This is a genomic window from Anaerostipes caccae L1-92, from assembly GCF_014467075.1.
In the GTDB taxonomy this organism is placed as follows: domain Bacteria; phylum Bacillota; class Clostridia; order Lachnospirales; family Lachnospiraceae; genus Anaerostipes; species Anaerostipes caccae.
Genome location: NZ_AP023027.1, coordinates 690,336 through 711,713 on the forward strand (window position 1 = coordinate 690,336; position 21,378 = coordinate 711,713).

The 21,378-nt window shown below is 46.1% G+C and carries 22 protein-coding genes; 16 read left to right on the forward strand and 6 right to left on the reverse strand.

All coding sequences use genetic code 11. The features are described 5' to 3' along the window. Window positions 1-146 precede the first annotated feature (146 nt). Complete coding sequence (locus ANCC_RS03495) at window positions 147-395, forward strand: type II toxin-antitoxin system HicA family toxin (protein ID WP_006568716.1); 249 nt, start codon at window positions 147-149, stop codon at window positions 393-395. Window positions 396-398: 3 nt separating this feature from the next. Then, on the forward strand, window positions 399-608 hold the full coding sequence (locus tag ANCC_RS03500) for a type II toxin-antitoxin system HicB family antitoxin (RefSeq protein WP_006568715.1): 210 nt from the start codon (window positions 399-401) through the stop codon (window positions 606-608). 169 nt (window positions 609-777) lie between these two features. On the opposite strand, the gene ANCC_RS03505 is transcribed toward ANCC_RS03500, so the two are convergent. Further along, complete coding sequence (locus tag ANCC_RS03505) at window positions 778-2,337, reverse strand: ClC family H(+)/Cl(-) exchange transporter (protein WP_006568714.1); 1,560 nt, start codon at window positions 2,335-2,337, stop codon at window positions 778-780. Between the two features lie 156 nt (window positions 2,338-2,493). On the opposite strand from ANCC_RS03505, the gene ung reads away from it, so the two are divergent. The 4 genes from ung to ANCC_RS03525 are packed head-to-tail and all read left to right on the forward strand — an operon-like array spanning window position 2,494 to window position 6,244. Beyond that, entirely contained in the window at window positions 2,494-3,168 is a 675-nt protein-coding gene (ung, locus tag ANCC_RS03510; protein ID WP_006568712.1) for a uracil-DNA glycosylase, read from the forward strand. 9 nt (window positions 3,169-3,177) lie between these two features. After that, entirely contained in the window at window positions 3,178-3,963 is a 786-nt protein-coding gene (locus tag ANCC_RS03515; RefSeq protein ID WP_006568711.1) for a Cof-type HAD-IIB family hydrolase, read from the forward strand. 9 nt (window positions 3,964-3,972) lie between these two features. Then, complete coding sequence (locus tag ANCC_RS03520; RefSeq protein ID WP_006568710.1) at window positions 3,973-5,100, forward strand: transglutaminase domain-containing protein; 1,128 nt, start codon at window positions 3,973-3,975, stop codon at window positions 5,098-5,100. 19 nt (window positions 5,101-5,119) lie between these two features. Continuing rightward, window positions 5,120-6,244 (forward strand): D-alanyl-D-alanine carboxypeptidase family protein, encoded by a 1,125-nt coding sequence (locus ANCC_RS03525; RefSeq protein WP_006568709.1) that lies wholly within the window; start codon window positions 5,120-5,122, stop codon window positions 6,242-6,244. A 51-nt stretch (window positions 6,245-6,295) separates the two neighbouring features. On the opposite strand, the gene ANCC_RS03530 is transcribed toward ANCC_RS03525, so the two are convergent. From ANCC_RS03530 to ANCC_RS03540, 3 genes are all read right to left on the reverse strand, one after another. Next, on the reverse strand, window positions 6,296-6,853 hold the full coding sequence (locus ANCC_RS03530; RefSeq protein WP_009289212.1) for a hypothetical protein: 558 nt from the start codon (window positions 6,851-6,853) through the stop codon (window positions 6,296-6,298). Window position 6,854: 1 nt separating this feature from the next. Beyond that, the gene (bilQ, locus tag ANCC_RS03535) at window positions 6,855-7,277 is read right to left on the reverse strand and encodes a bilirubin utilization transcriptional regulator BilQ (RefSeq protein WP_006568707.1); all 423 of its coding nucleotides are present in this window, start codon (window positions 7,275-7,277) and stop codon (window positions 6,855-6,857) included. A gap of 161 nt (window positions 7,278-7,438) precedes the next feature. After that, the gene (locus ANCC_RS03540) at window positions 7,439-8,356 is read right to left on the reverse strand and encodes a diacylglycerol/lipid kinase family protein (protein ID WP_009289211.1); all 918 of its coding nucleotides are present in this window, start codon (window positions 8,354-8,356) and stop codon (window positions 7,439-7,441) included. Between the two features lie 184 nt (window positions 8,357-8,540). On the opposite strand from ANCC_RS03540, the gene ANCC_RS03545 reads away from it, so the two are divergent. The 3 genes from ANCC_RS03545 (at window position 8,541) to ANCC_RS03555 (ending at window position 11,618) form a co-directional block, all read left to right on the forward strand. Further along, the gene (locus ANCC_RS03545) at window positions 8,541-9,647 is read left to right on the forward strand and encodes an RNA polymerase sigma factor (protein WP_006568704.1); all 1,107 of its coding nucleotides are present in this window, start codon (window positions 8,541-8,543) and stop codon (window positions 9,645-9,647) included. Between the two features lie 115 nt (window positions 9,648-9,762). Further along, window positions 9,763-11,289, forward strand: coding sequence for an EAL domain-containing protein (locus tag ANCC_RS03550; RefSeq protein WP_227032291.1), 1,527 nt, complete (start codon window positions 9,763-9,765; stop codon window positions 11,287-11,289). Between the two features lie 113 nt (window positions 11,290-11,402). Further along, on the forward strand, window positions 11,403-11,618 hold the full coding sequence (locus ANCC_RS03555) for a hypothetical protein (RefSeq protein ID WP_225103648.1): 216 nt from the start codon (window positions 11,403-11,405) through the stop codon (window positions 11,616-11,618). Window positions 11,619-11,643: 25 nt separating this feature from the next. Here ANCC_RS03555 and rpoN read toward each other — a convergent pair whose 3' ends face one another. After that, entirely contained in the window at window positions 11,644-12,927 is a 1,284-nt protein-coding gene (gene rpoN, locus ANCC_RS03560) for an RNA polymerase factor sigma-54 (protein ID WP_009289208.1), read from the reverse strand. A gap of 39 nt (window positions 12,928-12,966) precedes the next feature. Then, window positions 12,967-13,389, reverse strand: a complete 423-nt coding sequence (locus ANCC_RS03565; protein WP_006568699.1) for a PTS sugar transporter subunit IIA — start codon at window positions 13,387-13,389, stop codon at window positions 12,967-12,969. 210 nt (window positions 13,390-13,599) lie between these two features. Here ANCC_RS03565 and ANCC_RS03570 point away from each other — a divergent pair, with 210 nt between their 5' ends. The 7 genes from ANCC_RS03570 (at window position 13,600) to ANCC_RS03600 (ending at window position 21,374) form a co-directional block, all read left to right on the forward strand. After that, window positions 13,600-16,362 carry a sigma-54-dependent transcriptional regulator gene (locus ANCC_RS03570; protein ID WP_006568698.1) on the forward strand — a complete coding sequence of 921 codons (2,763 nt, stop codon included), beginning with the start codon at window positions 13,600-13,602 and terminating at the stop codon, window positions 16,360-16,362. A 127-nt stretch (window positions 16,363-16,489) separates the two neighbouring features. Next, window positions 16,490-17,365: a class II fructose-bisphosphate aldolase gene (locus tag ANCC_RS03575; protein ID WP_009289206.1), complete on the forward strand. Its 876-nt coding sequence runs from the start codon at window positions 16,490-16,492 to the stop codon at window positions 17,363-17,365. Further along, window positions 17,343-18,215 (forward strand): sugar phosphate isomerase/epimerase family protein, encoded by an 873-nt coding sequence (locus tag ANCC_RS03580; RefSeq protein WP_225103649.1) that lies wholly within the window; start codon window positions 17,343-17,345, stop codon window positions 18,213-18,215. Before ANCC_RS03575 ends, ANCC_RS03580 begins: the two co-directional genes overlap by 23 nt. A gap of 17 nt (window positions 18,216-18,232) precedes the next feature. Further along, window positions 18,233-19,285 carry a zinc-dependent alcohol dehydrogenase gene (locus ANCC_RS03585; RefSeq protein ID WP_006568695.1) on the forward strand — a complete coding sequence of 351 codons (1,053 nt, stop codon included), beginning with the start codon at window positions 18,233-18,235 and terminating at the stop codon, window positions 19,283-19,285. Window positions 19,286-19,309: 24 nt separating this feature from the next. Next, a complete protein-coding gene (locus ANCC_RS03590; RefSeq protein WP_006568694.1) occupies window positions 19,310-19,789 on the forward strand; it encodes a PTS sugar transporter subunit IIB in 480 nt (159 codons plus the stop codon). 15 nt (window positions 19,790-19,804) lie between these two features. Continuing rightward, the gene (locus ANCC_RS03595; protein WP_006568693.1) at window positions 19,805-20,575 is read left to right on the forward strand and encodes a PTS mannose/fructose/sorbose/N-acetylgalactosamine transporter subunit IIC; all 771 of its coding nucleotides are present in this window, start codon (window positions 19,805-19,807) and stop codon (window positions 20,573-20,575) included. Further along, entirely contained in the window at window positions 20,565-21,374 is an 810-nt protein-coding gene (locus ANCC_RS03600) for a PTS system mannose/fructose/sorbose family transporter subunit IID (protein WP_009289205.1), read from the forward strand. The genes ANCC_RS03595 and ANCC_RS03600 overlap by 11 nt, the downstream gene beginning before the upstream one ends. Window positions 21,375-21,378 lie beyond the last annotated feature (4 nt).

Genomic DNA, 21,378 nt, shown 5'->3' on the forward strand with positions numbered 1-21,378 from the left:
TAGAAGGGGATAACTTATGGTATTATCTGTAAGTTATTCCTCTTTTGTATATACAAGAATAGTAAAAATATGGTAAAAATAGATGTGCGGATATATAGGTCAGCAGATATATTATTTTTGTAATATCAAATAAAGGAGGTATTACAATGCCATCAGTAGAAAAAATAATTAGTGATATAATATGTGCTGAAAAAAACAGCAATATTAAGTTTAGAGATTTGCAAAGGGTGCTTGACGTTATGGGTTTTAGATGTAGAATAAAAGGAGACCACTTTATATATTATAAAGACGGAATTAATGAAATTATTAATATACAGCCAAAAGGAAATAAGGCAAAACCTTACCAAGTAAAGCAAATTAGAAACTTGATTCTGAAATATAAGTTGGAGGTATAGCTAATGTTTAAATATGAAATTATTATATACTGGAGTAAAGATGATGATTGTTATATAGCCGAAGTGCCGGAACTTCCCGGATGTATGGCTGATGGAAAAACACAGGAGGATGCACTGTACAATGCCCAGATCGTGATCAAAGAATGGATTGAAACGGCAAAAGAAATGGGCAGGGAAATTCCGGAGCCTCAGGGGAAACTGATGTATGCTTAGCAGAATCATGACTGCTTATTATATTTGTGTTTAACTCTTGCAAAATATTTCTATAAGGGGCTGTAAAATAAGCCCTTAATTAAGAATCGCCAGTTCCGGCAGATGTCGGAACTGGCGATTCTTCGCTTTCATATTCACTATTTAACGAAATTCTTGATTATAAAAATGTCTATCCCGCCGTAATCTCTCCGCAGATAAGCTGGAAGCTTTCCGTCACCATTCCCAGGTAGTCTTCCTCCACCAGGACAACTAGCGTATCGCCGGAGTGTACCACGGTGCTTCCTTTGGCGATGATCTCTTCCTTGCCCCGGCTGATGGTGACGATCAGGCAGTGTTCCGGCCAGGCCACATCTTTGATTTTTTTCCCTACAGCAAGGCAGGTTGTTCCGACAACAAAACTTGAGAGTACTTTACCCTCTGCGGCATCCGTTGTTTTTAATCCCTTTTTTGCGAGAATGCGGCCCAGAAGACTCTCGTAGATCGGCTCGCTTTTCAGAAGATGGGCAATCACATAGGCAGTCAGTGACACAACGGCCAGGGAAAGAAAGTGTTCAAATGTCCCTGTCATTTCCGCAATCAGAATGACGCCGGTGATCGGGGCCCTGACGATGGCAGTGAAAAATCCGGCCATAGCAAGGATAATAAAGTTGATGATGTAATCCTGACTGATGCCTGTAAGTCCTGTGACGGAGGTTCCATAGATGGAACCAATGTAGGCACCAAGGATCAGGAGAGGGAAGAAGATGCCTCCCGGTGCTCCGGAGCCAAAGCTGACTGCCGAAAACAGAAACTTTCCAAGGAGAAGAAGCACCATAGACCCGATCAGGAGATGGCCGCTCTCCAGGCGTGTAATCATGGCATGGCCTCCTGCGAGTACGGAAGGAAGGCAGTAGCACAGCACACCCGATACTAGGAACGGGATTACGGTCCTGTACTCCGGTTTCAGGAAGGAAAGTTTTTTGTAAATATCCTGACCCTTCAGCATGACACAGTTGTATAAGGCCCCGGCAGCGCCGAGGATGATCCCGAGCAGGATCAAAAGGCCGTAGTATTTAAGCGGAAGGGCAGATTTCAGCTGAAACTCAAACACCGGAGACAATCCGAATACATTTTTAGAGATAAAATCCGAGGTCAGGGCACCGGCGGTGACACAGACCAGCATGGAACTGTTAAAGTTCTTCTGAATTTCTTCCAGAGCAAACATAATGCCTGCCAGAGGCGCGTTAAAAGCAGCGGCCAGACCCGCGCCGGAACCGCAGACTTCCATGATCCTTTCTTTTGTCTTGCTCTTTCCTGTGATCTTTGCAAGTCCTTTGGCGGCCATAGCGCCCAGCTGGACAGAGGGGCCCTCGCGTCCAAGGGACAGACCGCCGAGGATCGAGAGAGTGCCGCCTGTGATCTTTGTGATCAGTACGCTGACCCAGTTTTGACTTATGTATCCTTTCATCTCCCCCTGTACCTGGGGGATACCGCTTCCGGAGCACATTTCATCCCATTTGACCAGTCTTCCTACGATCAGACCCAGGATAATCAGAACGGCAAACCAGCCTGCAATATAGAAGGCGTTTCCCTTTGTAAAGTCTATGATGCGGAATAAAAGAGACTCCGCGTGATTTAATAAAATACGGTAGATGACGGCAATACAGCCGGCAAATATCCCCACCAGGAGTCCGTCGAATACAATCGAGATGGACAGAGAGTGGGGATTTTCCATTTTTGAAGTTTTCATATGCGACAATCCTCCTTTGTCATATTTATCTTATCACAAGATGTGCCAAAGAAAAAGGAATCTGCGCATTTCTCGGGTTTGCAAAACAGGGCCTGATAGTTTATAATACACACGTATATTATAAAGAAATTTAAGGAACAGATTGGAGAACAGAGTATGCCACCGATTACAAATGACTGGGCTGAGCATCTGAAAGAAGAATACAAAAAGCCGTATTATAAAAAGCTGTATCAGACAGTGACGGCTGAGTACGCACAGAAGAACATCTTTCCGCCGGCGGATGATATTTTTAACGCGTTCCACCTGACGCCTTTGAGCAGGGTAAAGGTGGTCATCTTAGGCCAGGACCCATACCACAATGTAGGACAGGCCCACGGGCTTTCTTTTTCCGTAAAGCCGGGAGTACAGACGCCGCCGTCCCTGGTCAACATTTACCAGGAACTGCACGAGGATCTGGGCTGCTACATACCAAACAACGGATATCTGACCAAATGGGCCGAACAGGGAGTTCTGCTGTTAAATACGGTACTGACCGTCCAGGCGCACAAGGCCAATTCCCACAAGGATATCGGATGGGAAGAGTTTACGGACGCCGCGATCCGCATATTAAATGAGCAGGACCGTCCGATCGTCTATCTTCTGTGGGGACGGAATGCCCAGAATAAAAAATGGATGCTTACCAATCCGAAGCATCTGGTACTTGAAGCGCCTCACCCGAGTCCTTTTTCTGCGTCCAGAGGGTTTTTCGGATGCCGTCATTTCAGCAGAACCAATGAATTTCTGAAAGAGCACGGCATTGAACCGGTGGACTGGCAGATCGAGAATATATAGGAGTGAAGCATGAATAAAATTGTATTTTTAGACATCGACGGCACTCTGTACTGTGACGGGATTGGTATTCCGGAGTCCGCTCAGAGAGCCGTGGCTGAGCTGATGGACAAAGGCTGCAAAGTAGTGCTCTGTACCGGAAGGGCTTACGGCATGGTGCCGGAATCCTATATGGAACAGGGCTTTCACGGAATGATCGCTGCGGCAGGAGCCCATGTGATCTGTGAAGGCAGGGAATTGTGCAATCAGAAGGTTTCCGGTGAGAATCTCCAAAAGGTCATTGATTACGGACAAAACAGCAGGATCGGGATTATTTTGGAAGGCGTCAAAGGAAGTTACTATGACCCGGATAATCAGGATGATTTATATCTGAAGGTGGTAGAGAGGCTGAGAGAGACTACGACCCCTTATGTCTATCCGTTATCACAGGCAGAGGAAGTCAACAAATGGACATATCACCACATGGATTTCGCACAGAAGGACTTTGTAGAGGAGATGACCGGGGGAGTCATGACCGGGATCATACATAAAGAGGTAAACTCCGTAGAGTTTATTCCTTCAGGAATTAATAAAGCCACCGGTATTAAAATGGTGCTGGATCACTTTGGAATCGACCGGAAAGACAGCTACGCATTTGGAGACAGCGCCAATGACATTGAGATGTTAAATTATGTTCAATACGGGGTTGCCATGGGAAATGCAGTCCCTGAACTGCTTGAGCAGGCCAAATACAAAACGGAGCCTGCGGACCGGGATGGCCTGGCGCTGGGACTGAAACGCCTGGGGCTGATCGGGTAGGAGCTGCCTATGAAAAAAGTCCTGAAAGCATTTGCATCTGTCCTTCTGCTGGTACTGGTCTTTACGCTGCCCAATATGGTGTCATCGATCCAGAGCCGCATTCACCAGAAGGAACAAAAGAAGATTGTCACAGAGGTAAAAAAGACCCACAAAGACCTGTTTGAGACCAAGTACGGTTATCAGAGCCTCTCAAAAGAGGGCAAAAGGGTTTACAGCCTCATGTACTACGGGATTTTCAACAGAAAAAAAGAGATCGAGATTGAACAGGTTACCACAAAGCGGATGGAGGACATTTTAAAACAGATGGAATCCGACTGTCCTGAACTGTTCTGGTTCGACTTTACCGGAAATATCAAATGGAAGACATCGGGAACGAAGAAAAACGTCGTGTTCCTGCCCCATTATATTTTTACAAAAGAGCAGACCAAACAGTACGATAAGAAACTGAAGAAAAATCTTGCATTGTATCTTTCCTATGCAGACAAAAAAGAGACGGAATATGAGAAGGCCTATACGGTTTATGAGCATCTGACCAGGAGGATCTCCTACCGGGAGGGCAGCAAATATAATCAAAACCTGATCAGCGGCATGGTCAATGAAGAGACCGTCTGTACAGGATATGCCAAGAGTCTTCAGTATATTTATCAGAAGATGGGCATCCCGTGCCGGATGGTGTACGGAAGGGCCAATGGACAGAATCATGCGTGGAATCTGGTACAGATCGAAGGTGCTGACTGTTATGTAGACCCTACCTGGGGAAGCAATAATCAGAAGATGTCCAAAGGGTTTTTTGGGATGACAGAGGAGGAACTTCTTCGGGGGCACACGCTGGATCAGGGACTCAAGGTGCCCAAATGCAGTTCAAAGAAGAACAATTATTATGTGAGACAGAATCATTACTACAGGCAGTTTGAATTGGGGAAGATCTATAACCAGCTCTGTGAACAGAAAAATCAGGGGCAGATCAGTTTTCAGATGGGCAGCCGGACGGAATATGAGAAGGCACACCGGCAGCTGATCGCCGACAGAAAGATTTTTGATCTGCTGAAAAGAGTGCCCGGTTTCGGGGCAAAAAAGATGGAAGTGACTTACTATACGGACCGCCAGCTATACATTATGACATTTAATTTCAAATAAGAATCATGAGGAAAAACATATGAAAAAATTTGTAAAACGATTACTGGTGATGCTCACTGCAGCTGTACTGGTGACAGCAGGGACCGTGCCGGCGAAGGCGGCAGAGAGAGGACTTGCGACAAAGGAAGACACAAACGCCGATAAGCCGTCGATCAACGGAGTCTGCGGAATACTGATGGATGCCAAGACCGGAAAGATCCTATATGCAAAAAACATTGACAAGAAAAGCTATCCGGCCAGCATCACTAAGATTCTTACGACCCTGGTGGCGATAGAAAATAACGATGATCTGTACTCCACGGTCAAATTCTCCAGACATGCCGTAAACAGCATTGAGCCTGGAAGCACTCACATCGGCATCAAGGCCGGCGAGGAGATCCCGCTCATGGACGTTCTGTACGGTATCATGCTGGAATCCGCAAATGAAGCCTGCAATGGTGTAGCGGAGCATACAAGCGGCAGTATCGAAAAATTTGCAGACCTGATGAATAAGAAAGCGAAAGAGATCGGCTGCAAGGGGTCTCATTTTATGAATCCCAACGGCCTTCACAATGATAAGCACTATGTCACTGCCAGGGATATGGCGCTGATCACGAAAGCGGCTCTTCAAAATCCAATGTTCCGCAAGATCGCATGTTCTTCCCATTATTTTATGTCAGGAACCAACAAGGAGAAAAAGGGCAGAGAATTATGGAACCACCACAAGATGGTAAAACAGACGATGTTTTTATACAAAGGCGTGGAGGGCGGAAAGACCGGATATACGACCAGAGCCGGCGGTACTCTCGTAACTTTTGCAAAGCGCGGGGATACGGAGCTGATCTCTGTGATCCTGCGGGGAAACGGATATGAATTGTACAGGGATACGATCAAACTGTTTGACTATGGCTTTAAGAATTATAAATCCGTGGCGCCTTTTGCGGGATTAAACTGCGACCTCTCTGAAAATCAGGAAAATCCGGTCACTCAGATGGCATGCAAACTCTCTCCGTACCAGCTTCCGCTGGGCGGCAGCTTAAGTGACTTTTCTGTTCTGCTGACCAAGGATCAGGACTCTGCCGAGCTGAAAGTATACACCGAGAACAATAAAATCTATGCCTCTTATGGGGATGAAGATCTGGGATCAACCAAGATCAGTTATTAAAAAATATCTAATGCCGGAAAAGTCTTTTCTAAAGATTTTTCCGGCATTATTTTAAGAATGTTCAGCTCTTTTGTAAATAATCGGATTGTCATATCCAAAAGTTTTCTTTCCGTTTACTTCCATTATTTCAGAAACTTCTAAATACTCTTCAGAAAAGCGTTCAAATAAGGTGAATTTCAGCACAGGGGAAAACATGCTTGTGCTGCCGCCTTCCCATATATTGTCCTTTTCCGTATACAGTGCCGGTGTGAATTTTTCTGATGGTTTCAGATCCTTGAAATCAACAGGGGTTAAATTTTCATAGGTAAATGTGTCTTTTTTATATCCATCGGGAGTCTCATAAGAAGTCAGTTTCACTCCGTCAGCTCTCTCGGTAAATAAAAACAGGTGGGGTGATGCGTGCGTTTTTCCGTCCGATGTATAGTAAGTTTCTTCAAGCATGAAGACTCCTTTGAAAGCTGGAGGCAGATTCCTGATTTTATCATTGCAGACCGTATTTACGTGTTCAGCAAAAGGAAATTCAATTCCATTCTTTTTCATAGTTTCATATTGTTCAGAGTTATGAAATCTGCCCGTTAAAAGGCTGATAAATTTGTTTAACTGTTCCATGTCAGAACCTCCCATCTTCCGAAAATGCTATTTTCTTCATCAGTTCCATTAAATTTTGTTTTTCATTGTCCGAAAGAGGATTTAAGATAACGCTGTCCCACTCCCAGAATAAATTATGGCTCATTTCAAAGGCTTCCCGGCCTTTCGGAGTCAGACTTATGATATTGGCCCGTTTGTCTTTGGTACTTTTCTTTTGCTTGAGCAGGCCGTTTTCTATGAGTTTTGAAAGTGTTCTGTTCAGATGGCCCGCATCCAGCTTTAAGGCAAGGGATATTTCTTTGGGCGAACATGTTTCTTTCTTGCCGACAAAAATAAGAATAAACAGCTGTCCGTAAGTTACATTGATCTCTGCGAGTTTTTCCGTACAATACTGCGTAAAATACTTACGGAGAACTGACACATAAAAAGCAAATGATTCTGTCATTCATGATTTCCTCCATTTATTTGACTAAGTCAAATATAATTCAAAAGATTGACTTTGTCAAGTAATATAAGATAGTAAAAAAACCGGTATCCCAACCGTCAGATTTTTGATCTGGTGTTTGGGAACCGGTTTATGAAGCTGTCTGGTTTTTATATCTGAGATCACTGTGGATCCTGTCTCTGCACAAGGATATTTAACGCTTCCGGAACGATAGAAATCCTTACAGGGAGCCCTTCGCTCAAAATCTCACCGTCGTAGTCAATGGCGATCTCGTTGTCTGTGGATGCCTGTTCGATAAAGATTTCTTTCGTCTGAAAATACTCGATGGACGGGTGATTTTGGTGGCTGCCCTGGAGCCATTTGACGATCAGATCCGGAGTTGTTAAAAACTCGATCTTTTTAAGGATCAGGACGTCCAGATAGCCGTCTGACACAGAAGCCAGCGGTGCGGCAGTCGGGAAACCTCCAACACTTTTTGAATTGGCCACTAAAAAGACCATGGTTTCCGTGGTCTCTGAAAATTCACTGCTGGTATACTTTAATACCATGTTTTTGGAAAACTGCTTTGGAAGTTCTTTGATGCCTTCCAGATAATATGCCATCTTCCCGAGGACTGCCTTCTTGTCTTTCGGAACTTTATAAGCAATATCGGTGAGCAGGCCGCCGGCAAGGACATTGATAAAATATTCATCATTGACCTTTCCGATATCTACTTTCTTCGTCTGGAAATTCTTTATCATGCTGCAGAATTCCCTGGCTGTTTGAGGCAGGTTCATATAAGTGGCAAAGTCATTGACAGTTCCTGCGGAGATGATAGCCAGGGGGATATTACTCTGGCTGACTACAAGTCCGTTGGACACTTCGTTTAAAGTACCGTCGCCGCCTACAGAGACAACATAGTCGTATTCTCCGGGCTTTAAGGCTGCCGCCCGGTGTTTTGCATCATCTTTTTTCTTTGTATAAAAAACATCAATGTGCGGAGTGATTTGTTTTAAAATCAAAGTCGACATGATTTCCTGCAGTGTGGCTTCAATATTTTGTTTCCCCGAAGAGGGATTGATGATAAATAAGGCTTTCATGAGATCCTCCTTGTTATATTCCATTCTCCGCGATTATGTACGGAAGATTATTTTACTTAGAGTTTACCATAGAAAAGTTACTGCCGCAATGTACAAAAAACTTGCTGTTACAATGAATTCCTTTTGTATTTATGAAAAATCTATTTTATAGTGAGAATGAACGAAGGAGAAAGGATAAGGAGAGATGAGGGACGGGAACTTCTATAAAAATCTTTGTCCGTATGTGAAGAGGGCAAAGCAGGGAGATGAGAGAGCATATGAATATCTGTATCGGCAGACATACGACCAGGCCAGACTGTTTGTATTGAATTTCTGCGGAAATGCCACTGAGGCAGAGGATATTTTACAGGATGTTTTTATCGAGATTTACAGGAATCTTCCTGCTCTGAAAGATAATATGGCGTTTTGTGCATGGCAGCGGCAGATTGCATACCGGTGCTGTCTTAGGAATGCCAAAAAGAACAGTCAGACCGACATACTTGGAAACGAAGTGGTGGATTTTGTCCAGAGTATGTCTTCTAAGGAGCCGGAACCTCAGAAGTTTATTTTGGAGGATGAGAAGACAAGAATCCTCCATGAGTGCATAAAGAATCTTCCGGAGAAGCAGAGAGCCGCGATTATCCTGAGTGCTCTGGAACAGCTGAAGATGAAAGAGATCGCCCAGATCATGGACTGTAATGTAAACGCGGTGAAAAACCTTTTGTTCCATGGACGGAAAAATCTGAAAAAACAGATCGAAAGCCTTCCGAAAGCAGACAGAGAGGCTTTGAAAATCAGGGGATTTGGTTTCTTTGCTTTATATCCGATTCTCAGGGGGTCTTTGTATACTGCGGGAAGCAATACGGGAAAAGGAGTGGTGGCCATGAAAAAGGCGGCCCTCGGAGCAGCAATTGCGGTCGGAGCCGGTTTTGTGATGCTTCATGAAGATCCTCTTCCGGCAGTTGATTTCGGAGGCTTCGAGACTCCTCAGGTGCAGATGGAGACAAAAAATCTGGAAGGGATCAAGATTCCCCAAAAGCCCAAACCGAAGCCTGAACCAAAAAAGATTACCCCGGCTTCTATACTCCAGGCAAAGGTGGAAAAGAAGGGCGGACGTTTGGCGATCTATGTGGACGGGGATGTGGATTACGTGAAGACTTATGCCCTCGGAAAATCCGGAAAGAAAGTCGCAGGACTCACCTGTGACACGAGCCGGGAGATCTTCTATGTACCGCCTAAGACAGAGGACTTTAAATTATATTTGATGGACAAGGCAGGAGATCAAAGAATATTTGAATTTAACAGGGAGTAAAAGAGGCTTTTAAAGGCCTTTTTTTCTAACCTTTTTCAGAATAGAAGTTTCTTATAAAGTCAAAAAATCACCCAAGAAAGAGTGCACTTGAGGGCAAAAAAGGACGGATAGAACAATGAAAAAGCAATGGATGAGATGTCTGGCTGCAGTTTCTCTGATCACAGTCATGGGAACAGGAAATGGCTGGAAAACCGGGGGGGGGGGTGAGGCTTTTACAGAAAAACAGTTAAAAGGGCTTTCCATAGTGACAGGCAAGCAGGAGAATGATTCAGACTTTCCTTATGATAATCTGACCTATGCGGATAAGACTCAGCCGAAATACCAGATGATAAATGGAGGTGAGAAGGCCGAAGAACCGGGAGCACCAAAAAGGGCCGGCTACACCTTCGGCGGATGGTATTATATTGATGAAAACGGAAAAGAAACAGAGTGGGATTTTAATAAACCGGTGAACGGTAATATGAGACTGACAGCGAAATGGGATCCGGTGCCAAAAGAACCCTCATCAGAAGAAAAGAAGCCGGCGGAAAAGAAGAAAATAAAAACAGAGAGAAAAAAGAAAATACCGCAGAAATGGAAGTACAGAGAGGTAAAAAAAGAAAGAAAAATCCGTGTTGTAAGAACCGGTGGGGCTGAGTATGTTGTGCTCTGCCCTGAAATATCCAGGGAGGAATTCCACAGCAGGGTGTCAGCGCTGAGGAGGGAAACCGAGCACAACGAGGAACTGAATATTTCCATCGGAGCAGTCTGGGATGCGGGAAGACGGGGAGTCAAAGAGCAGGTCAGCTATGCAGAAGACTTAATGTACATCGAAAAGCAGTCATACTACAAAAAAACCTTGAACGCAGAATACAACCGCAGATCGGCAGTTGCCAAGAAACTCTTAAGAGACATTGAACAGGGAAGGTTTGTTGTACATCTTCAGCCTAAGGTTGAAATTGAGACAGGAAGGATCATAGGGGCAGAGGCTCTTGTGAGAAAAATACAAAAGGACGGCAGTTTGATTATGCCGGATGCATTTATTCCGATCTATGAATTGGAAAATGTCATCTGCCACGTTGATTTATATGTACTGGAGGAAGTCTGCAGGATTCTTAGACAGTGGGAGCAGACGGGTTCTGACTCCCTTACGATTTCCGTTAACCTCTCGCGGGTTACTTTAATGGAGAAAGATATCGCAAACAGAATTCTGAATGTCTGCCGGAAGTATGACGTGGACCCTTCCCAAATATGTATAGAGATCACAGAGAGCTCGTCCAAGATCCGGCTGGAAGAGCTGAGCCGGAAGGCAGAAGAATTTATTGGAGCGGGATTTAAGATTTCCCTGGACGATTACGGAACCAAATATTCAAATCTGGCCATACTGTCTGCCATTGATTTTAATGAGATTAAGCTGGACAAGAGCCTGATTGACGGTTTGGAGAAGAATGAAAAGTCGCAGGTGCTCGTCCGGTATGTGATTCAGATGTGCCGGACCTTGAACCAGATGATTCCGATCGCGGAGGGAATCGAAACTGAAGGGCAGATCAATATACTGAAAAATCTGGGCTGTGACTTCGGACAGGGATATTATTTTTCAAAACCAATATCGGTCAAAGATTTCTTTAACAGATATATGGAGGCAGAAGTAAAGGCAAATTGAATCTTTCGGTGGGATGAGCAGGATATGCAAAGACACGGTGACACCGCTTACAAAGAGTGGTAAAATAAAAGCAGAACAATCGGAACATCAAACAGAGAGATGGGGTGACTGCTGTGAAGAAATTAATCCGATATACAAACCGTTTCATGAGACATGCAGACTGGAAGGATCTCGTAATGATTAAGCTCTGTGCCTGCGCTGCCGGAGTCATGTGGGGACTGGCACTTCCGAAGAAGCTGCACAAAGCGGCGGCCTTTACAGTGACGGCACTGTTTACCGCCACATATCTGCCGGAGATCATGAAATTTTTTAAAGTGAACAGATTATAAGGACGATGATTAGACAGCCGGGATATTAAATTCGGCTGTCTATTTTTCGGTCATAAGTCCCTTTAATCCCCATCTGTTCCCTGTATTTAGCCACGGTCCTCCGTGAAATAGAAAATCCCTTTTCTTTCAGAAGCAGCGATAGTTTCTGATCACTGAATGGCTTCTTCGGATCTTCCCGGGACACCATTTCTTTTAATATCCCTTTGATATCTACCGCACTGACCTGGGCACCAGCAGCAGGGGAGGAGCCGGAAAATAATGATTTCATAGAGATGATGCCGCAGGGAAACTGCAGGTATTTTCCTTTGACACCCCTGCTCACCGTGGAAACATGCATTCCAATATCCTCTGCCACTTCGTTCATTGTCATAGGTCTCAGAAAGCCGTGATTTTTTAAAAACTCCGGCTGTCTTGAGAGAATGGATTCGGTGATCCTGATCATCGTATTTCTGCGCTGTTCAATGCTTGCGATGATAAAACGGCATCGCTCATATTTCTGCTGGAAATATTCTTTCAGCTGGGGGTCTTTTGTGCCTCTGAGCATACGGACATAATAATCATTCAGAGAATAATTCCCCACCCAGTCGTCATTGAGCCGGATATCCCACTGATTCCCCTGACAGGTCACGATGATGTCCGGGGTGATGTATTCGATTTTTTCTGTGGAAAATCCCTGAAGAGGCTTGGAATTCAGGTTCCGGATCACGGCGATATGCTTTCGGACTTCTGCTGTGCTGATATGAAGGCTTCTGGAGACGGTGCTGATGTGTCCGAGGGCGATATCGTCCAGGTGATTTTGTATAATCTTTTCCATGACCGGCGTTCTTTTTCCGAGGAAATCAAGCTGCCGTAAGAGGCACTCCGGAAGGCTGCGGGAAAAAATGCCCACGGGCTCCAGGCCGGACAAAGTTTCATAGCACGTTTTTATCTCTTCCAAAGGAATTGCCAGAAGGGCCGAGACTTCTTCAAAAGAAATCCTGAAAAATCCGCCGGAGTCCAGGCAGTCAATCATAAAGTTCATTGTCCGCCATTCACTTTCTGTGTAATCATTTTGGTTCAGCTGATCCAAAAGATATGTCTTAACCATGTCGGTGGCTTCTTCCGGAATATCAAAATCCTGTGTTTCTGATACAGTGAAAGAAGAACCGGAAGGTGTATGGTCGAGAATCGGGTTTTCTATGTATTCATTCTGCAGAAATTCAGAAAGCTCTCCGTTATCCAGTGACAGAATATGCAGCGACTGGATCTGAGACTGAGACATCTGCTGTTTCTGGTGAAGCTCTAAAGCGGAGCGGTAAGACGGGGCCAAAAAATCTCCTCCTTTCCTGCGGTTTGATCCGTGAGGAACTTAAAATGTGTCACAGGCAGGGCACGCCTGATCTAAGAGCAGATTGCAGTAGCAGATCTGCTCCCTGGAATTGTCCACGGCTGTTTCCAACGCCTTTTTTGTGTCTGGGGCATTCAGACAGGAGACCAGTTCAAAGAGCAGCGGAAGATTGACTCCTGCGATCAGGTGGATATTTTTCTGTGACAGATATTTCATAAACTCATTGTTGACACTGCCGCCGAAAATATCGGTGGCAATGATCAGTTCTTCGTCCGGACCCAGTCCGTCTATGATCTCCCTGACCGGAGTTTCCACTTCTGACATATCGTCTGTATAGGCACAGAGCGTGGAAACAGAGTCCTGCCTTCCGGTCACCAGTTCCATTGCATTTCTAATTCCGTCAGCAAATGTGCTGTGGGTTGCGATCAATAATCTTTTTTTCATGTTTCTTTCACCTCGTTGAATGATAGTATATTTGCCTGGGCATAACACTGATTTACAACTGTATATAGAGCAAATTCCGTGCCAAGAACTAGTGTCAAAAGAAATTTGAATCTGAGAAATCATCTTGCGGAATGCCTTGATTGACAAATGGCAGGAAGCTGGCATAATGAAAATAAATTATGCAGTACAAATGAGATGAGGTAGAGGGATATGCTGAAGGAAAAGTTATTGTCATATATAAAAGAACAAACAAAACAGGCTGATTTTGATCATGTGGATAAGTCCTGCACGGCGGATGAGATGTCGGGGATCTTTACGGTGAAACGGAATACAGTCAGTCACTATCTAAACAAAGAAGTGGGGAAATCTTTATTTAAGGTCAATACAAGGCCTGTTTTGTTTTTTGATGCCAAAGTGTTTGAAGAGCGGTTTTTTAAGCCTGAGAAACCGGTCTATGCAAGTCTCGAGGAACTTTTTATGGAACATACAGAGGCAGAGAGAAAGTCCCGGGAGGCTGACGATCCGCTGGAAAGTATGATCGGGGCCCGGGGAAGTCTTAAAAAGGCTATCGAGCAGATCAAGACTTCCGTATTTTATCCGAATACAAGCCTGCCGGTATTTCTCCACGGGGATACCGGGGCCGGAAAGAGTTACATGGCCCGGCAGATTTATGAGTTTTCTGTCTGTCATGGGGTACTTCCGGAAGGGGCGCCGTTCATCACGCTGAATTGTGCCCAGTACGCCAACAATGTGGAGTTGTTGTCCAGCAATCTGTTCGGATATGTAAAAGGAGCGTTTACAGGGGCATACGGTACATCCAAGGGACTTTTGGAGGCAGCAGACGGAGGGATGCTGTTTTTGGATGAAGTGCACCGCCTGAACAATGAAAGTCAGGAAAAACTGTTCATTTTTTTGGACCAGGGAATCTTCCGCCGGATGGGAGAAAGTGAAGGGTGGCATAAGGCAAAAGTCAGGATCGTTATGGCTACCACAGAAGATCTCGCTTCCAATTTTCTGGACACATTTCTGCGCAGGGTGCCTATTGTGGTGGAAATCCCTGATCTCATGGAGCGGGGATACCAGGAGCGGATGCAGTTTATTTACCGCTTTTTTATTCAGGAGAGCAGGGTGCTGGGGAGAACATTTTCAGTTTCGGGAAATGTGCTGGACGCGCTGGCAGGACATAACTTTAAGGGGAATGTGGGCGAACTCCAGAATACCATCAAATATCTCTGTGCCACAACTTACGCAAAAAATAAAGAAAAGGAAAAGATCGCACTCCGTCTGGGGGATCTGCCGGATGAGATCATTTCGGAGATCGCCCAGAACGACGGAATGAAGATTAAGAAGAGCCAGGAAGTGCTGATCACGCCGGAGTCCAGGCCTGAGACGGCTGCAGGTGCAGACACGGAAGAATCTATACATTACAGGGAACTGTTTGAAAAACTCAATTCCATCTATGAAGAATTCCAAAGCCAGGGATATGCCCTGGACCAATTTGAGAAACGGTGCTTCCATGCGGTCAGCGACATGCTGGACCGCCTCATCTATCAGCAGAGTAAGGAGTCGGAAACTATGCTCATGCGCTATGTGATCGGCAGTGTCCACGAGGCTTTCCGGTATGTGGAATACAGCTGCAATGTTCGATTCGGGGGCAATGTCCTCCACGCTGCGGCAGCCTATTTCTTCTATCTGAACGGTCATCCTGCGGAATATGAGTCCGGGGGAAAAGTATCGGGGCAGTTTCTTTCGTTTGCGGAGGAACATTACAGACAGGAAACGCAGCTCGTTAAGAGGATGATGGATCTGCTTTCCGCGAAGATGGATTTAAATGTAACGGAGGCGGACCTGCTCCCTCTCGTGCTCTATTTTAAGAGCCTGAATGTGAAGTCACAGGACGGCAGGACTAAAGCCATCATTTTAGCCCACGGATATGCCACGGCAAGCAGTATTGCCAATGTGGCCAACCGGCTTTTGGAAGAAACAATATTTGAGGCGGTGGATATGCCCATAGATAAAAAGATGGAAGATATTGTCCTATGGATCAAAGAATATATTGAGCTTCATGATCTGAGCAGCGGCCTTCTGTTTCTGGTGGACACAGGCTCCCTGATGGACATTTATGAGGAACTCAGCGATATGCTCAGAGTGCCCGTAGCCATCGTAAACAACATTTCCACGCAGATGGCGGTGAACGCCGGACAGATGGTGAAACAGAAGTACCGTCTGGAGGACATTCTCTTAAGGCTGAAGAAATACAATCAGACCGAATACCAGATGATCTATCCGAAGATAGACAAGCAGAAAGTGATCCTGACCTGCTGTCTTACCGGGACCGGGACCGCAGAGCAGATCCGGGGCCTGATCGACGACAGTATTCCTTCGGACATTGATATTACGGTGGTCTCCTACGACTATGACCAGCTGAACAATCAGTCAACGGCCGATGCCCTGTTGGACGGCTACGACATCCTGGGAGTCATAGGGACTGTAAATCCAAAGCTTTCCGGCATCGAGTTCATACCTCTTGAGGAGGTTGTGTCAGGGGAGGCGGAGAGGAAGATGGAAAAGATCCTGTCCCCGGTTATCTCTCATGAGCGCATACAGGAGATCAATGACCATCTCGTGAGAAACTTTTCTGTCCGGCAGCTGATCGGTTCCCTGACGATCCTGGATACGGACAAGATCATGAACCACATCGAGGACTGTCTGAAACAATATGAGGTCACGGACGGGAAAGCACTTTCAAACAGTACAAAGATCAATCTTTTCATTCATGTGGGATGTCTTGCGGAGCGCCTGATCAGGAGGAGCCCGATCGAAGACTATCCTGATATCGATGCATTTGAGGCAGAACGGACAGAAGAGATTGCAAAAATACGGAGTGCCTTTAGTGGGATAGAAAACACTTACAGTGTCAAAATCCCACTGTCTGAAATCGGATATATTTATGACATTATAAATGGAATATAAGATAATCAGCGGTTTGCGGAGCCAGAGACAAAAGCGTGACACTAAGTTGGCACGCTTTTTGTTGTATAAATGGACAGAAAGCAAAAAACATCACATTTATATGATCTGGGAAGGAGAACTACATACAATGATTATTTCAATGGGAGAAATGCTTGGCAAGGCAAAGAAAGAAGGATACGGGGTGGCGGCCCCAAATGTATTCAACAGAGAGACGATCGAGGCATCTTTTCTGGCCGCAGGAAAACTAAAAGCGCCGGTGATCCTTGATGTGGCTTCTGTCCACGGCATTTACGAGTGTGCAGACCTGGCGAGGTTTTATGCAGCCAGATATCCGGAAGTACCCGTGGCGGTGAATCTGGACCACGGCGGCGCCTTTGAGGATATCATACAGGCGATCCACGCCGGATTCAGTTCTGTCATGATCGACCGTTCCACACTTCTGTATGAGGAAAACGTAAGAGAAGTAAAGGAAATCGTAAAAGTGGCTCATGCGGTCGGCGTTTCCGTAGAAGCAGAGCTTGGTCATGTGGGTCAGGGCGACGAATATGAGGAGACAAGAGATGCGGGACTGACCAAATTGGAAGAAGCACAGTCCTATGTGGAAGAAACCGGAATTGACTGCCTGGCTGTGGCCGTGGGAACGTCGCATGGAGTGTATAAAGGAACTCCTCATCTGGAATTTGAACTTCTCTCCACTTTATCAAAAGAAATCAAGATTCCTCTTGTACTCCACGGAGGTTCCGGCACAGGAGATGACAATCTTGCCAAAGCAGTGAAGACCGGAATACAGAAAGTCAATTTAAACACAGATTTAAGCGAGGCAGGAAAGAATGCACTGAGGAAAGCCCTTGAGAGCAGCGCGCCAAGAAAAGATGTTAAGGCCGCAGGAGAGTTTGCACCGAAGAAAATGAACATGCAGCAGACCATCGCAGCGGGAACCGAGGGATTTCAGGAAGTGCTGGAACACTACATGAGGCTGTTTGATTCACAGAACCGGTGGTAAACCTATGGATCTGATCGACAGGAAACAGCCCGCTCCCATGAATCATATCTTCCGCTTTTATGAGTTTAAGGACTATCTGAGGGCGGCAGCAGAAAGCGGCTATGAGAGCATTGACCTTTGGACATGCGGAGCCCACTATTTTGTGGATGCCCATACTCATGAGGAAACAAAAAGCCTCAAAAGGATGCTTGGAGACTATGGGCTGAAAGCGGTGAGCATGACGCCGGAGCAGTCCTGTCCGAAGCCATTTCACATGGCCGCAAAAAGACCGGAGATCAGAAAAAAGGCGAAACGCTATTTTCAGCATATGATCCGGGCGGCGTCAGAACTTGACTGTGACAGAGTGCTGATCACATCCGGCTGGCAGTTCTTTTCCGAAGACAGGGAAGAAGCCTGGAAAAGGAGTGAGGAAATGGTCGGGGAACTCTGCAGATTTTCAGAGGATTACGGCGTATATCTGACTATGGAGACCTTATCGAAGAAGAGCACCAGGCTGTGCAACCGGCTTGAAGATGTAAAACGGATGATGGAAGCGGTCAACTCCGGACAGTTTGCCGTGACCGCAGACATCCATACGATCCACAATGCCGGAGAATCCCTCCAGGACTGGTTTGATGCATTTGGAAAACGGCTGAATTTGGTACACTTTATGGATTACAGAGACGGCGCCTTTTCCCATCTCAAATGGGGAGACGGAACTTGTGACCTGGAAGGGACACTGAAATTACTGGATCAAAACGATTACAGAGGGCCGCTGGTGCTGGAGTATACAGACAGCAGATATTTTGAAGACCCGGCGGCAGTCTATGAGGATACGATGAAAAGATTGAAACCATATATCAGGAGATAGAGAAAGAGGTAAGCGAAATGGCAAAAACAGAGACGACAAGATTTGCAGTGATCGAACAGGAACGGGTGGTGAAAGTACATGAGCGGAAGATTCCGGAACTGAAAGCCGATGAGGTGCTGATCAAAAACGGAGCCTGCAACATTTGTACGACAGATTACGGACAGTGGACCGGGGCCAGAAAGAATCTGAAGTTTCCTATGGCATTCGGGCATGAATTCAGCGGGACGATCGTTGATATGGGATCGGAGGTAAAAGGATTTGAAATAGGAGAGCCGGTTGGCATCGGCTATGACAACTGCGGGAAATGTGAGTTCTGCAAAAAGGGCCTCACAAGTGAGTGTGTGACTCTGGGAGAAGGAAGGAATAAACTTTCACCGGACGGTTACCACGGAGGCTTCGGCTGCTCTGAGTATGTGGTCAAGCCGTACCGCTCTCTGTTTAAGATGGACCCGTCCATCGATCCTTCCGAGGCGGCATTTGTGGAACCGGTTGGCACGGTCTGCCAGGGACTGCGCAAATTAAGAGTGTCCGCGGGAGAAAAAGTGGTCGTCATCGGAGCCGGAACCATGGGGATTCTGAATGCACTGGCGTTAAAGGCAGAAGGATGCGATGTGCTCATCACGGAAATGATGGAGAAAAAACTTAAAGTAGCAAGAAATCTGGGACTTCACGCAGTGGATGTATCTAAGGAAGATCCGGTGGAAAAAGTAAAAGAATGGACGGACGGACGCGGCGCCGATGCGGTCATCCTGGCGGTAGGTGTCACGGCGGCCAATGATCAGGCCCTTGAGATGGTGAAACATCTTCACGGAAGAATTCTATTATTTGCCGCAGGATATCCGGCTCCGGAACTGCATGTGGATTCCAACCTGATTCATTACAGAAAAATGGAGCTGATCGGAACATTTTCAGCGGATCTCTGTGACTTTAAAAAAGCCGCGGAGCTGATCAGCGAAAAGAAAATTGACCTGTCTAAACTTGTGGAGGCAAAATATCCGCTGGATCAGGTGCAGGAAGCCTTCGAGGCCGCTGTTGTCCCCGGAGCTTACAGGGTCAGCGTAGTATTTTAAGAAAAGAATGAGGAGGGATTACCTATGATTAAGAAATTAAGAGTCGATTATCGTCTGGTACACGGACAGGTGGCGATCTCCTGGTCCAGGGCGCTGGGAGTGGATTGCATCCTGGTGGCAAATGATGAGGTGGCAAAAGATGAGATGCGCCAGTCTATGCTGCGTATTTCCAAACCCCAGGGAATTAAGCTGGTCATCAAATCTATGGAGGATTCCATTAAGGCCATCAAGTCAGGCGTCACTGACAAGTATAAATTGTTTATTGTGGTCAACAACGTAAAGGACGTGGAAAGGCTGACAGATGCCGTTCCGGAGATCAACGATGTAAACCTGGGAGTACTTCCGGCAGTGGAGGGAAGCAGGGCACTGAGTAAGGCAATCAACGTGACCGCAGACGACACAGAAACTCTGAAACACCTGCTTTCTAAGGGTATCCGCATGGAAATACAGCAGGTACCCACAGAAACCGCTGTAAAAGTTACGGAAAAACTGTTGGAGAGTTAGAAGGGAGAGAGGGATATGTTAACAAAAGCGCTGCTTGTGGGGCTGATTTTAGGCCTCTGCAAAATGGAATATTTTTTTGGGTACTGCATGATTTGCCGACCGATTGTCATTTCCACGCTGACTGGACTGGTTCTTGGAGATCCGGTGCAGGGTGTGATTCTTGGAAGCGTATTGGAACTAATGTTTATCGGGTCTTTTCCTATCGGAGCGGCAGTGAGTCCCGACTATGGCTCTGCGGGAGCTATCTGTACGGCATTTGCCATTATAACAACCGGAGGAAAGGCCGTGGCTACTACTCTTGCAGTGCCGATCGCCCTGCTCGGAGGCTTTATCTTTATCGGGTGTAAACTGATGAACGCGGCATTCGGACAGGTCATGATGAAGAAGATCGAGAAGGACAATACAAGGGCTGCAGGAAGAATTTATCTCTTTGGTGCATTTTTCACTAGTTTTGTTGTTTACTTTTTGTATGGCTTCCTGTCCATCTATGCGGGAAGCACTGCGGTGCAGGCAGCCGTCAATGCCATCCCTAAGGTGGTCATCAACGGGCTTGCCTCTGCGGCCAACCTGCTCCCGGCCATTGGTTTTGCCCTGCTTCTTAAAATGATCATCAGCAAGAAAATGGCACCGTACTTCTTTGTGGGATTTATGCTGGCGGCTTATCTAAAACTGCCGACCATTGCGGTGACATTGTTTGCAGTCATGATGGTACTGATCATCTTATCCAACCAGAAAAATACGCCGGAGACGGCAGAGGCCTATGGAGGTGACGAAAATGAGTTCTAAGTTAAACAAGAAAGATTTAAAACAGATTTTTATCCGGTATCTTGCGCTGAATGCCATGAACGATTATCCGGGACAGATGCACAATGGCTACACTTTCAGCCTGATGCCGGCCATTGATAAGATTTATGACAAGAAAGAAGACAGGATAGAGGCAAAGAAACGCCATATGGAATACTTCAATATTACTCCGAATATTGCGGGATTTGCCCTGGGGATTTCTGCGGCAATGGAGGAGGAAAATGAAAAAAATCCAGACTTCGACGCCACGAGTATCAATGCGGTAAAAACAGGTCTCATGGGCCCGCTGTCAGCCATCGGAGATACTTTATTTCCTTCTACGCTGAGAATCCTTGCCACATCCTTAGTCATCGGCATGGCTGCCGCGGGAAATGTGTTTGCTCCGGTCTTATTCCTGCTGATGTACAACATTCCGAATGTGCTGGCCCGCTGGTACAGCTTAAAATACGGGTACAGTATGGGAACAGAATTCCTGCTGAAATCCGAGAAGTCCGGAATCATGGACAAAGTTTCCTATGCCTGCTCTGTGGTCGGACTCATGGCCATCGGCGCTATGATCGTGGCTACGGTCAACGTGTCTACGCCAATCACTATCGGGGATGTGAAAAACGGCGGAATGGTACTCCAAACAACATTGGACAGCATCATGCCGAAAATTCTCTCCCTTGGCCTGGTTGGTACAATCTACTGGCTGCTCGGCAAAGGAGTCAAAGTCGTGCCTCTCCTGATCGGCACCATGGTTGTGGGAGTCGTCTTATTTGCACTGGGCATCATCGCATAGGAGG